Source organism: Streptomyces sp. NPDC005808 (genome assembly GCF_042871385.1).
Lineage (GTDB): Bacteria > Actinomycetota > Actinomycetes > Streptomycetales > Streptomycetaceae > Streptomyces.
Genome location: NZ_JBIAIK010000011.1, coordinates 237,061 through 250,502, shown reverse-complemented (window position 1 = coordinate 250,502; position 13,442 = coordinate 237,061). Strand labels below are relative to the sequence as shown.

At 68.3% G+C, this 13,442-nt stretch carries 9 protein-coding genes; 1 reads left to right on the top strand and 8 read right to left on the bottom strand.

Going from position 1 to position 13,442, the window contains the following annotated elements; translation table 11 throughout:
- Positions 1-3: 3 nt before the first annotated feature.
- The 7 genes from ACFYPC_RS24750 to ACFYPC_RS24720 form a co-directional block, all read right to left on the bottom strand.
- Positions 4-1,260: an SGNH/GDSL hydrolase family protein gene (locus tag ACFYPC_RS24750; protein WP_388680017.1), complete on the bottom strand. Its 1,257-nt coding sequence runs from the start codon at positions 1,258-1,260 to the stop codon at positions 4-6.
- Entirely contained in the window at positions 1,257-3,689 is a 2,433-nt protein-coding gene (locus ACFYPC_RS24745) for a glycoside hydrolase N-terminal domain-containing protein (RefSeq protein ID WP_388680014.1), read from the bottom strand. Before ACFYPC_RS24745 ends, ACFYPC_RS24750 begins: the two co-directional genes overlap by 4 nt.
- A gap of 260 nt (positions 3,690-3,949) precedes the next feature.
- A complete protein-coding gene (locus ACFYPC_RS24740; RefSeq protein ID WP_388680012.1) occupies positions 3,950-5,794 on the bottom strand; it encodes an alpha-galactosidase D in 1,845 nt (614 codons plus the stop codon).
- A 78-nt stretch (positions 5,795-5,872) separates the two neighbouring features.
- Positions 5,873-6,799 carry a carbohydrate ABC transporter permease gene (locus ACFYPC_RS24735; RefSeq protein ID WP_388680010.1) on the bottom strand — a complete coding sequence of 309 codons (927 nt, stop codon included), beginning with the start codon at positions 6,797-6,799 and terminating at the stop codon, positions 5,873-5,875.
- Entirely contained in the window at positions 6,796-7,728 is a 933-nt protein-coding gene (locus ACFYPC_RS24730; RefSeq protein WP_388680008.1) for a carbohydrate ABC transporter permease, read from the bottom strand. Before ACFYPC_RS24730 ends, ACFYPC_RS24735 begins: the two co-directional genes overlap by 4 nt.
- Before the next feature lie 26 nt (positions 7,729-7,754).
- Positions 7,755-9,068, bottom strand: coding sequence for an ABC transporter substrate-binding protein (locus tag ACFYPC_RS24725; protein ID WP_388680006.1), 1,314 nt, complete (start codon positions 9,066-9,068; stop codon positions 7,755-7,757).
- 68 nt (positions 9,069-9,136) lie between these two features.
- Positions 9,137-10,315, bottom strand: coding sequence for an ROK family protein (locus ACFYPC_RS24720; RefSeq protein ID WP_388680003.1), 1,179 nt, complete (start codon positions 10,313-10,315; stop codon positions 9,137-9,139).
- Between the two features lie 185 nt (positions 10,316-10,500).
- On the opposite strand from ACFYPC_RS24720, the gene ACFYPC_RS24715 reads away from it, so the two are divergent.
- Positions 10,501-12,609 (top strand): alpha-galactosidase, encoded by a 2,109-nt coding sequence (locus ACFYPC_RS24715; protein ID WP_388680001.1) that lies wholly within the window; start codon positions 10,501-10,503, stop codon positions 12,607-12,609.
- A 100-nt stretch (positions 12,610-12,709) separates the two neighbouring features.
- Here the strand turns inward: ACFYPC_RS24715 and ACFYPC_RS24710 are convergent, their stop codons facing one another.
- Positions 12,710-13,348: a hypothetical protein gene (locus ACFYPC_RS24710; RefSeq protein WP_388679998.1), complete on the bottom strand. Its 639-nt coding sequence runs from the start codon at positions 13,346-13,348 to the stop codon at positions 12,710-12,712.
- Positions 13,349-13,442 lie beyond the last annotated feature (94 nt).

Genomic DNA, 13,442 nt, shown 5'->3' with positions numbered 1-13,442 from the left:
GCCTCAGCAGGAGGTCAGGCTCCCGATGTCGACCGCGTCGGCCATCGCGCCCATCCCCACGTCATTGGGGTGCAGATGATCGCCGTTGTCGAAGAACGGCGAGATCCTCTCGTGGTCGTAGGGACTGCGCAGGATCTGGTCGAAGTCGGTGACGGCGTCCAACTCACCGCTGTTGCGGACGAATTCGTTGATCTCAAGGCGCACCGACTCCGCCGCCGAGTTCCATTCGTACCAGCCCTTGAAGGGGGCGATGGTGGAGCCGACGACACATTTGCCCGCCGCGTGGGCCTGATCGATGATCTTCCGGTAACCGTCGATCATGTCCTGCGCCGTTGCTCCCGATTCCCCCTTGATGTCGTTGACGCCCTCGAAGAGGAAGACCGTGCGCACGCCGGGCTGGGAGAGCACATCGCGCTGCAGACGGTTCAGCGCGCTCTGCCCGGCGCCGTCCACCAGCACCTTGTTCCCGGAGATCCCTTCGTTGGCGACGCCCTTGACGGGGGTGTCCGCCTCCTGGAGCCGACGGGAGAGGTAGTCAGGCCAGCGCCGGTTCAGGTCGGTGCTGGACTGCCAGCCGTCGGTGATGGAGTCGCCGAGGGCCACCAGGGAGCCGATGGAGGTGGAGGTCTCCACGTTGACGGCGTCGAGCCAGTACCAGGACCCCATCGGATCGGTCCAACTGGCAGCGCCCTCCTCGGCGGCGTGGTTGCCCGCGGTCGCGTAGTTGGTCTGCATCGCCATGCCGTGGCCGGTCGTCGGTCCCTTGGCGCCCGTCACGTACAGGCTGATGACCAGATTGCTCTGGGCGGCCAGCTTTCCGGGCAGCGGATCGCTGAGCACGGTCTCGCCGGCCGGGACGGTGACGGACGCGGCCCCGCCGAAGGACAGCTTCCGGTTGGAGCCGCGAACCAGCTCCGCGCCCTGCTTCTGCAGGCCCGCGTAGGCGCTCGCGAAGGTCACCGGGTTCTCGCCGAAGGCATTGGACAGCCGGATCTGCATGTTCGAGCCACCGACACTGGTGCGGACGATCAGCCGGTAGCTGCGGTCGGCGGGGCCCTCGCTCTGCCGGTCGGCGCTTGCGCCCCAGGTGACGACGGAGTGCGTGCCCTTCGCGGCGGCCGGGGCCGCCGTGGTGACCGTCGGGGCCTGCGGCGGAGATTGCTGCTGCGTCGCGGATGAGGAAGGCAGGGGTCCGCAGACCGCCAGGACCAGCGCTGAGACGGCGCCCACCAGCAGGCGCCGGTAGGAGGCGGGCCTCATCCCAGGTTCCGCAACGTGACGGACTCACCGGGCTTGAGGCTGATCTTCCGCGAGGCGCCGCCTGCGACGAGCGTCGTGGCACGACCGCCGACGCTCTTCAGCTTCACCTGCGTGACTTTGCCCTTCGTCCAGCTGAGGTCGGCCACGAAACCGCCGCGGACGCCCACGCCGGACACCGAGCCGGATTCCGCCCAGGCGGCGGGCAGCGCGGGCAGCAACTCGACGTGTCCCGGGCGGGAGTAGAGCAGCATCTCGATGACCGCGGCACCGGTGCCGAAGTTCGCGTCGATCTGGAAGATGCCGCGCCCCTGCTCGACCTCGTAGATGTCGAAGAGGTTCATCGCGCTGCCGTTGCCGCCGCCCACCGACGGCTTCAGGTTGGTGACGACCAGCTGGTACGCCTTCTCCGCGTTCTTCAGCCTCGCCCAGCACAGGCTGCGCCAGGCGTTCGCCCAGCCGAAACTGTTCATGCCGCGCGCCGTGAGGAGCGCGGTCGCGCCGTCGAGGATGTCCTTCGGCGTGGAGTCGTCGGGACGGATCCGGTCGCCCGGAAAGAGGCCGATGTGCGCGGAGAGGTGCCGGTGCGTGGTCTCGCCCAGGTTGTCGGGTGACATCCACTCCTCCAGCCAGCCGGACTTGGGGCTGACCACGGGCAGGTACAGACGCTCACGCAGACCGTCGATGGTCTTCGCGTACGCGGCGTCCTTGGCAAGCAGCCCGGTGGCGGTGCGGTAGTTGGTGAAGAGGTTCCACACCAGTTCCTGGGCGTAGGTGATGCCCTTGGCGTCGAGCGGGCCGTGCTCGGGGGACCAGTCGCTGTCGGCGATCAGGACCTCACGCTCGGCCCCGGACGCGTCGGTGACGGTCGTGGTGATGAGGCGGGCCTCCCAGAACTCCACGGCGCCCTTGATGAGCGGGTAGATCTTCTTGAGGTGGGCGAGGTCCTGGGTGTACTCGTAGTGCTCGAACAGGCTCTGGCAGAGCCAGGCGTTACCGGCCGGGTGCCACCACCAGCCGCCTCCGCCGTAGGGGTTGGTGGAGATGGCCACGGTCCAGCCGGCGATCTTTCCGCTGGAGTTGCGGTATCTGTTGGTGGGGTCGTTGAAGAGCCGCTGGGTGACGTCCGTCCAGTCGGGGAGCTGCGCGACGCAGTAGTCCGTGTAGGCGTCGAAACACTCGGACAGGCCCGCCCGGTCGGCCATCCAGTAGTTCATCTGGATGTTGATGTCGGTGTGGTAGTCGGCCATCCAGTCCGGGTCATTGCCGTCCAGCCAGGGGCCCTGGAGACCCATCGGCAGGCTGCCCCGTGATCCGGAGATCATCAGATAGCGACTGAACTGCAGGTAGGCGGCTTCGAGTTCCGGGTCGGGAACGTCGTCCCGGTAGCGCGCCTGCACGCGCTCCCAGGTGTCGAGTTCGCGCTGCGCGGCGGACGAGGTGCCGAGGCTGATGTCGAGCTGCCCGAACAGGGGGCGGAAGTCGGCGACATGGGTGTGCAGGAGGGTGCTCGCCGAGTGGCCGGCCGCGTTCAGGACCTTGGTCCTGGCCAGGCGCTGCGGGTCCACGGACGGGTCACGGTACTTCGCGGCGGCGTCGGGCGCGTAGTTGGTGCCGCCGCTGACCACGACGGTGAGGTCCTTGCAGCCGCTGAAGGTGATCGACGTACCGTCGACGCGGACCCGGCCGGTGCCGCTGTAGGCGGTGACGGCGGCGCCGTACTTCAGGCCGTTGGCGAAGGAGGCGCCGAACGAGGCGTACCGCCCTGCGCTGTTGGCGGTGGTGGACTCGCCGTGGGTGCCGGCGAGGTCGACGGTACCTGTGTAGGAGCCGCCGCCCTGCTGGGAGAAGTACAGGACGATGGCGTCGTCCGGGCGGCTGGCGAAGACCTGTCGGCGGTAGGTCACGCCGGAGATCTCGTACGAGGTGCTGATCAGGCCCTGGGCCAGATCGAGGGTGCGCCGGTAGCCGTTGACGTTGGCCAGGTCGTGGCCGGGGATGGCGACGGTGAGCTTGCCCAGCAGGGTCAGGGAGCCGAAGTCGTCGCGGCCGTAGGGGAACTGGCCGTCGCTCTGCAGCTTGTCGTTGAGATGACCGGTCCACAGGGTGGCGTCGGTGATCATCAGGAGTTCGCTGGAGGGGTCGTTGCTCGCGAGCGCGCCGAGGCGCCCGTTTCCGACCGGCAGCCCCTGCTCGATCATCGAGTTGGGGGAGCCGGGAGCCTGCCACCACAGCTGGTTCTTCGCGGCGTCGGCCGCGGAGAGCATGGGCGACTCGGTCGGGCGCAGGGGGGCCGCCGAAGCGGTGAAGGCGGGCAGGATGCCGAGTGCGGTGCCCGCGCCGGCAGCGGCGGCGAGGGCCAGGAAGCCTCTGCGGCTGGGCGTGTTGTCGCTGGGTTCGGTGTGCTGGATGTCCACGGTTGTGCACTCCATATCCGGGGGAACGGCTCGTGCGGGAACGGCTCATACGGAAACGGCCGGTGGGGGTACGACCGCTGCGGAAACGGGAGATGGGGGGAATCACCGCAGGCGACGTCGGCGTTGGGGCGGTTCCCCGCGGGGCCCGGGGTCGACTCACCGGGCCCCGCGGGGAAGCAGATCGGACGGACTGCTGGACTCAGGCGGTCTGCGGAACGACCACCCTGTCGACTGGACTCAGGCGGTCTGCGCAACGACCACCCTGTCGATCGAACTCAGACCGACTGCGGGACGACGATCTTGTCGATGTCGGGCGCGTATCCGCTGCCGCTGTCGAAGGTGATCGTGTTGGTGCCCGCCTTCAGCGCCAGCTGGACGCTGATGGTCTCGGCCGTGCTCCAGTCGCCCGTGGAGGGGAACTTCTGGCTGGTGCCGTTACCGGTGTTGGAGAAGACGTTCACCGAACGTGCGTCACCGCTGACGTAGGCGACCTTGACGGTGTAGATCCCGTCCTTCTTCACCGTGACGTCGTTGAACTGCAGCTTGCCGCCGGTGTAGAGGTTGCCGACCTTCTTGCCGCCGGAGCAGGCGTCGCAGCCGCCGACGGAGGCGTTGCCGGAGAGGGTGTTGGCCTCGGCCTCGGCCTCGTAGCCGGTCGTCGCCAACGTGGTGCCGCCGGGCTTGACGGTGAACAGCCGCGAGCCGTGCGCGGGCAGCGTCGCGGTGATCTTGTTCTTGTAGGTGCCGAGGTTCGACTTGTTCCACAGGTCGCGCACGGAGGCGTTGCCGGTGAATCCGAAGGATGCCCAGTTGGCGGTGACGGAGGCCGGCGACTCACCGAGGTTGAAGAGGGCGACGGTGTAGCTGCCGTCGGCGTTCTTGGTGCCCCAGACCTGCTGGTCGTTGACCGAGGTGACCGGACGCGCCACGGGCGAGGCGCTCTGGTCGACGGCGATGACTTCCTTGTTGGTCAGCAGGGAGACGCCGTAGCTGTCCAGCTTGGTGATGTCGTCACCGGTGTACAGGGGCGACTTGTTGATGGCCCACAGGGTCATGTAGCTCTGCCGCTCGGCCTTGGTGAGGCCGTCCATCTCGCCGTTGCCGACGTCGATGGCGTCGAGGTCGTTCCAGCCGCCCGGGCCCGCCTTGTTGCTCCACGCGGGGGCGTCGTCCCATCGGTCCTCGACCGAGTTCTCCCAGGTGACCAGGGTGTTGCAGTAGCACTCGACGTCGGTGTCGATGCGCCAGCCGTTGGTGTACTTCTTCCAGTCGGCGGCGTAGTTGATGTCGAGCGACCAGGAGACCTCGAGGTGGATCGGGCGCCCTGCGGTGGTGAGGGCCTTGTTCCACGCGGCGACGTCGGCGACGTTGTTGTAGTTGTCACCGGACTTGAACGAGCCCGGGCCCACGCCGTCCAGCTTGAGGAAGTCATAGCCCCAGTCGGCGAACTGCTGCGCCTGGGAGTCTATGTACTTCTGCGCGCACGGATTCGAGAAGTCGATCTTGTACGCGCTGTCCCAGCCGTTGGTGGTGCGCAGGTCGCTGTAGACGATGTCGGCCGTGGTGCAGCCCTCGGCGTTCCAGATCGGCGTCTTGCCGTCGTTGTACGCCCCCTTCTCCAGGCCGACCGGCAGATAGATGCCGGCCTTGAGGCCCTTGGAGTGGATGTGGTCGGCGACCGACTTCATGCCACTGGGGAAACGGACCGGGTCGGGCGTCTGGCGGCCGTACTGGTCGAACCCGGACTTCCAGGTCTTGTCCATCCACCAGCCGGCGTCGATGTTGACGTACTCGTAGCCGTAGGGCTTCAGCGTGGCCGCGAGGGCGTCCGCCTGCTTGAGGACGTTCGCCTCGGTGAGGTAGCTGTAGTCACCGTCCGGGTTGAGGCCCGGGTACTTCGACGACTGCATGCTCCAACTGGACCAGCCCATGAACGGCTTGGCGGCCAGCTCGGTGGTGGCGGCCGCCGTGGCGGCGGCGGGAGTGGGTGTTTCCGCCTGAGCCGCCGGGACGGCGGTCGCCACGCCCGCGGTGAGGGCGATGACGAGCACGGCTCTTATGGCACGACGGCCGGAGCGTGGCGTGGCTCCGGGCATGGTGAAGAACGACGATGACCGCATGGGGTCCGACCTCCAGGACGACGTTGTCAACGGGACGGTTGGGGCACAGGGCGGCTCTAGCCCTTGCGTTCCGGGGGCTCAGCCCTTGCCGGAGCCGATCGTGAGTCCGCTGATGAACTGGCGCTGAAGCGCGAAGTACACCAGCAGCGTGGGGATCGCGGTCATGAGCGCACCGGCCGCGATCAGGTTGGGGTTGGTGAAGTATGCGCCCTGGAGGTTGGCCAGGGCGGAGGTGATGGGTCGCTTGTCGCCGCTCTCGATGAGGGCGAGCGGCCAGAAGAAGTCGTTGTAGATCCAGATCGACTCGAGGGTCGCGAGAGCCGCGAAGGCCGGCCGGCAGAGCGGCAGGATGATCTGGAAGAACTGCCGCCAGATGGGAGCGCCGTCGACGAGTGCCGCCTCGGAGATCTCCTTGGGGATCGTCTTCATGTAGTTGCTGAGCACGAAGGTGCAGAACCCGCACTGGTAGGCGATGTGGATGAAGATGATGCCCCAGATGGAGTTGTACAGAAGCAGCGAGTCGGTCATCCAGTACGGCAGCGGGATGAGGAGATACAGCTTGTACAGCGGGGTGATGAGGACCTGGGCCGGCAGCAGGTTGCCCGCGGTGAACAGCATCAGCAGGACGATGTTCCAGCGGAAGTCGAAGCGGGAGACGAAGAAGGCGACCGCCGCCGAGAACAACAGGGTGCCCAGGACCGCCGGAACGGTGATGAGGACCGAGTTCCAGAAGAAGTGCGGCATCCCGGACTGTTCCCAGGCGTCCGTGAAGTTGCCGAAGCTCAGACTGTGCGGCCAGGAGAGATAGCCGTTCTTGGCGGTGTCCGAGTAGGGACGCAGCGAGGTGTAGATGGCCCACAGCAGCGGCACCAGCCAGAGCAGGGCGATACCGCCCAGCATCACATGGCGGCCGGCCTGGCTACGGGGCTTGGACGGGCCGTCATGGGACTGGGGATCGCGCTTGGCCCGCAGACGGGAGGCCGGACGCGGCACGGTCGTGGTCACTGGTCCTCCTTGCGGACGGTCTGGAAGAGGAAGGTGCCGATGGCGGCAAGGGAGACCAGGAGCAGGATGACCGCGAGGGCGGACCCGTAACCGATGTGGCTGGACTCGCCGATGATGTTGTCGGTGATGAGGAGGGAGAGCAGTTCCATGCCGGGTTTGCTGCCGACACCGCCTCCGAGGACGTACACGATGTCGAAGGCCCGCAGGGACTCCATGACCGTGACGACCAGGATGATGATGTTGACCGGCTTGAGGGCCGGGAAGACCACGCGCAGGAAGGTCTGGCGGCCGTTGGCGCCGTCGAGCGCGGCGGCCTCCTTGAGCGCCGGGTCGAAGCCCTTCAGCCCCGCCAAGTAGAGGATCATGATGTAGCCGGTGTGCCGCCAGGCCGAAGCGACAAGCACCGCCCACAGGTTGAAGTCGGGATTGCCGAGCCAGTCGATGTGCTCGCTGGAACCTGCCGCGTCGAGAAGGCCGTTGAGGAGCCCCGTGTCCGGGTTGTAGATGATCTCCCAGATGAAGCCCACGACGGCCAGGGAGAGCACCATCGGCAGGAAGATCGCGGTCTGGTAGATCCTCGTGAAGCGGATCTTCCGGTCCAGCTGGTAGGCGAGGAAGATACCGAACGGCGTGGGCAGCAGGGCCGTGAACAGCAGCCAGATCACGTTGTGCTGCACCGCCGGCCAGAACGGCGGGTAGTTGGTGAAGATCTCCTTGTAGTTCTCCAGGCCGATCCACTGGATGTCGGTCAGTTCGATGCCGTCCCAGGTGGTGAAGGACAGCGCGACCGAGGCCAGTGCGGGGAGCCACACGAAGAAGAGCAGCGCGGCAAGCGGGATGCCGATGATGACGGTCAGGAAGATCCGGTCGCCGCGGCCGAGACTGCGGGCGCGTTTACGGACGGTGCGGAGTGAGGGTACGGAGGACACGGTGCGTGCGACCTTTCCGGTCCTGATCAGGCCGTGAAGTAACGCGAGCGCTGGGACTCGATCTTCTTCAGCGTCTCGGTGCCGTCGTCGGGGTGGCTGAGCCACTCGGTCAGGCCGGGAAGTACGACGGTGGAGATGAAGCCCGGGTCACTGTCGCGGTCCGCGAACTGGCTGATGTTCTTGGCGGAGCCGATGAGCTCGGACGACTTCTTCTGCAGGGTGTTGTACGAAGCGGTGGACGTCGTCTCGTTGACACCGAGGTTGCTCGGGTCGACGCCCGCGTACAGCTCCTCGGCCTGCGCGCCGCCGAGGAACTCCAGGAACTTCTTGGCGCCGTCCTCGTTCTTGGGGCTGCGGCTGAGCATGAACCCGTCGGTGGGGGCCTCGACGGCGTCCTGCCCGTACGCGGAGTCGATCTCGGGGAAGGGGAAGAAGTCGAGGTCGCTGCGGATCGCCTCGTCGGTGACCTGCTGGCCGATGAAGAGGCCGGTGACCGACATGCCGGTCTTCTTGTCCAGCATGGACTGCGCGGCGTCCTGCCAGGAGCGGCCACCGCCGCTCGACTGGTAGTAGGGGGTCAGTTCACGCCAGGTGTCGAGGATGGCGACGGCGCGCTTGTCGGTCCAGGAGGTCTCGCCGCGCAGCAGCGACATGTGGAAGTCGTAGCCGTTGGCACGCAGGTCGATGTAGTCGAAGGCGCCGAGGATGCTCCAGGTGTCGCCGCCGCCGTACCCGGAGGTGATCGGGTCGAGGCCGTCCGCCTTCATCTTCTTCGCCAGCGCGACGAACTCGCTCCACTTCTGCGGGACTTGGTAGCCGCGCTCCGCGAACAGGCTCTTGCGGTAGAAGACGGCCCACGGGTAGTTGTACAGCGGAACGAAGTAGTACTTGCCGTCCTCGCCCTTGGAGAGCTGCTTGGCTGCGTCGCTGAAGCCGCCGCCTATCTTGTCCCACACGTCGTCGATCGGGCTGGCGAGCTTCTTCTTGGCGAAGTACTGCATGCGGTAGCCCGCGAACCAGGTGAAGACGTCGTCCGGGGTGCCCTGCAGATAAGTGGTGATGCTCTTCTGGAAGGTGTCGTGGTCGACCGTGTTGGTCTTGACCGTCAGACCGCTGTCCTTGGTGAAGGCGTCGGTGACGGTGGCGTAGGCCTTCTTCGGGGTGGCGTCGGCGCCGTTGGACCCGAAGGTGACCGTCTTCGGGTCGGCTCCCGGTCCCCCACCGCACGCGGACAGAACGGGTGCGGCCAGGGCGGCGGCCCCGAGCCCCATCAGACCACCGGTCACTCTGCGGCGGCTGGGTCCGCGCGCAGCCAAGGGATTGCGGCTCTGCTGCGTCATCGTTGCTCCTCGTGCGTATCAGTGCTTGTCACTGCTGGTGGGTTTTGGGGTGTTGAGAAGTCTGAAGGTCAGTACGTATCGGCTCGGATGAAGGACTGGATCGCGGTGGCCGCGGCTCCGCGCGCCCACTCCTCGAAGGGCAGGGGACGGGTCTGTACGTCGCACAGCGCGGCCGACCCGAAGGCGGCGGCGGCGAACGTGTCCCGGATCTGCTCGGCGAACAGGTCGTACGCCGCCAGCCCCTCACCGGAGATGATCACACGCTCGGGGCCGAACAGATTGGCCACGGTCGCGATACCGCGGCCGATCGCCTCCCCCGCGCGTGCGTACACCTCCCGCGCTCCGGGGTTCCCGTCATGGGCGAGGTCCAGGGCCTGGGCGGCGTCGGCGACCTGAACGCCGGTCACCTCCCGGACCCTGCTGACGATCGCCGAGTCCGCCGCGATCGCCTCCACACAGCCGCGGTTGCCGCAGTGGCAGAGGGGGCCGGCCGGGTCGATGGCGACGTGGCCGATCTCGCCCGCCACGCCGTACGCGCCGTTCACGACCTGCCCGTGCACCACGAGACCGCAGCCGATGCCGGCGCCGACGGTCACCACGGCGAAGTCGGACAGGCCGACTCCGGCGCCGAACCACTGCTCGGCGACGGTCAGCGCCCGGACGTCGTTGTCGACGGTGACCGGCAGCCCCGTCGTCATCCGGGCCAGATCGGCGAGCGGAACGTCGCGCCATTCCAGGAAGGGTGAGTACCGCACCACTCCCGCCGCGCGGTCGACATCGCCGGAGAGCGCGATGCCCAGGCCCTGTACCTGGACCCCGAAACCGTCGGCCTCCGTCAGCAGCTCCTGCACCAGCCCCGCGGTCGAGGCCAGCACCGCCTTGGGGTCACGGGTGGTGAGCGGCACATGCCGGGCGACCCGGATGCGGCAGCACAGGTCCGTGAGCACGGCGATGAGTTCGTCGCCCGTCATCTTGATCCCGATGAACAGCGCCCGGCCTCCGTCGACCAGCACCGGGTTGGCCGGCCTGCCGAGGGACGCCTGCCGTGCGTCCTCGTCGACGTCCTCCTGGAGGTACCCGGCCTCGATCAGGGGCCGGACCGCCTTGGTCACCGCCGCCGCGGACAGCTGGGTCCGCCCCGCTATCTCCGACCGCGTGAGCGGACCGTGGGAGAGCACGGTGGTGAAAATCTGGGAGACGGCCGGTGTGTGACCGGGGAACGTCTCTGTTCGACTGGTCGAGCGCATGGCCGGAACTTAAGTCCCTTATTTTCTGCTGTCAATAAAAGAAGCAGGATTATCTTGGGCGCCCTCCCTGACGAACCCCTTGCCTGTAAAAGACAGATCTCAACCAGGTGTTGACACATGATCGAAGGTCGGGGTTGGCTCTCTACCATCTCGTGGCACCACCTGGAACGTGAGGACCCCTCTAGATGATCTCCTTCGCCCCGGACACCGGGGTCTGGCTGCTGGCCACACCGAACACGTCGTACGCGCTGAGAGTCGACGAGACCGGGGCGCCCTGCCACCTCGCGTGGGGCCCACGGCTGACGCTCGCGGAGGCGGAGGCCCTCGTCGTACCCCCGGCTCCGGCGGCCAGCAGCTTCGAGGGCGTCGCCCCCGTCGGGGAGGAACTTCCCGTGGACGGCGGTACGCGCTACGGGCCCCCGTCGCTCCAGGTCCGGTTCGCGGACGGATCACGCGCCTTCGAGTGGCAGTCCGCCGGCCTGCGGGTCACCGACGACGAGCTGGCGCTGACCTTCCGCGACCGCCACTATCCCCTGCATGTGACGCTCCACTACCGCGTCCAGGGCGACACGGACGTCATCGAACGCTGGACCGTCGTCCGCAACGCCGGTGACGAACCCGTCACCCTGCTGCGCACCGACTCGGCCGCCTGGAGCCTGCCGCCGCTGCGGGACTACCGCCTCAGCCACGTCACCGGCCAGTGGTCCGCCGAGAGCCAGCTGCGCCGGGACCGACTGCCGTACGGCGAGACGGTGTTGACCAGCCGTCGCGGTATCACCAGCCATCACGCCAACCCGTGGGTGATGCTCGACGCGGGCGAGGCCACCGAGGAGCACGGCCGGGTGTGGAGCGCCGCCCTCGTCTGGAGCGGGAGTTGGCGGATCACCACGCAGCGCACCCCTGACGGCCGGGCCGGATTCACCGGAGGCGTCGGCCACGACGGTACGAACGTGCCGCTCGACCCGGGCGAGGAGTTCACCACCCCCCCGTTCGTCGGCCTGTTCACCGAAGGCGGCTTCGGCGCCGCCAGCCGCGCCTGGCACGCGTACACCCTGGCCCATGTCCTGCCGCATCCGGACGAGGTCGCGCCGGTGCTCTACAACTCCTGGGAGGCGACGGGCTTCGACGTCGACGAGGTCAGCCAGAAGGCGCTCGCCGAACGGGCGGCGGAGCTCGGCGTCGAGCTGTACGTCGTCGACGACGGCTGGTTCGGGGCGCGCCGCAACGACCACGCAGGCCTCGGCGACTGGACGCCCACCCCCGACCGCTTCCCCGACGGACTGGCGCCGCTGGTGGACACGGTGCACCGGCTGGGGATGAGTTTCGGCCTGTGGGTGGAGCCGGAGATGGTCAACCCGGACAGCGATCTCTACCGCCAACACCCGGACTGGGTCCTGCACTTCACCGACCGCCCGCGCTCCGAGCTGCGCAACCAGCTCGTCCTGAACTTCGCCCGCGACGATGTCGCGGACTGGGCGTACGACTGGCTGACCCGACTGGTCGGCGACCACGGCATCGACTTCCTCAAATGGGACATGAACCGGGCGTTCAGCGAGGCCGGCTGGCCCGGCCGTCCCGACGGCACCGACCGCCTGGGACCTGAGTACGTCCGCAACCTGTACGGCGTGATCGACCGCCTCCGCGCGGACCATCCGGAGCTGCGGATCGAGGCGTGCAGCGGTGGCGGCGGCCGGGTCGACCTGGGCGTCCTGTCCCGCACGGACCAGGCGTGGGCGTCGGACAACACCGACGCCGCCGACCGGATGGGGATCCAGCACGGTTACGGCCAGATCTATCCCGCGCGCACGATGGGCGCGTGGGTGACGGACGTGCCCAACCAGCTCACCGGCCGTACCGTTCCACTGCGCTTCCGTTTCCATGTGGCGATGGCCGGCGCGCTGGGCATCGGGGGCGATCTCACCCACTGGTCCGAGGAGGAACTGCGCGAGGGCGCGGCCCTGGTGGCCGAGTACAAGCAGGTGCGCCACCTCGTGCAGCACGGCAGGCTCGACCGTCTTTCGCCACCGGCCGAGGACGCAGTCTCCGCGGTGCAGTACACCGCCGCGGACGCCTCGGAGACCCTGCTCCTGGTGTACCGGCGCGTGTCCCGACACGGCGCCCCGCGCCTGCCGGTCCGGCTGCGCGGCCTGACCCCCGCGGCCCGCTATCGCGACGCGCGTACGGGTGACGTGCACCACGCCGCCGTGCTCGCCGAGTACGGCCTGCACGTCGCCCTGCCGCCGGGCGACTGGTCCAGCGCGGCTCTGCACCTGGTGCGGGAACCGGGGGCCTGAGGTTTCTCAACGGCCGTGGACGCGCTGGTTGTTGAGGTGCGTCCACGGCCTCTTCCGTGCCCCGGTCTCCCTGCTCCGCCGACCAGGGAAGGGCGGCGCGTCAGTACCGCTGGGCCTTCGCCAGCCGAGGGGTCAGCTTGGGCTCGACGGGCTCCCTGCTGATGGCGACGGGCTCGGCGCGCTTGCCGGGTTCGAGGTCCTGCGCTCCCACGAACCGGGTCTCCACGACCTTGCCGTCGGCGTCCTCGAAGTCGATCTGCACGGCGTACGAGGCCTTCTGCTCTGTCTTGTTGGTGATGGCGACGAGCACGGCGAGCAGCCCGCCGGTCTGCGCCCTCGGCAATCCGGTGACGGCGACCTCGGACCTCGCGTTGCCGCCGCCCCGCACGTTCTTCAGCTCTGCCTCGGCCGCCGCGGCGGCCCGCGCCGTGTCGGCCGAGACCGAGGCCTCGAACGCGGAGGCCTCGGCGGACACGGAGGAGGCCGCCGCCGACGCGGAGGCCTGGGCGGAGTCGACGGCCGACGCGGCCTCAGAAGCCAGGGCGGACGGCGCCTCCCCCGCGAAGGAGGACTCGTCGGGCGCGGTGGGGCGCGGGCTGACGGACGTACCGGTGTCGTCGTCGCCGTCCGAACCGCACGAGGCGAGGGCGGCACCGCACGCGAGCGTGGCCAGGAACGCGGCGGCGATCCTGCGGGGTCGGTTCGATCGGCCGGTACCGGAGGGGATGCGTCTGGTCATGGGCTCGCCCTCTTCCTGCCGTACGGGGCTCCCCTCATGCTCCGTGCCGGTGCCGGGCTCCGCGAACGGCACGGGCCCATTGGAGTACCCCGTC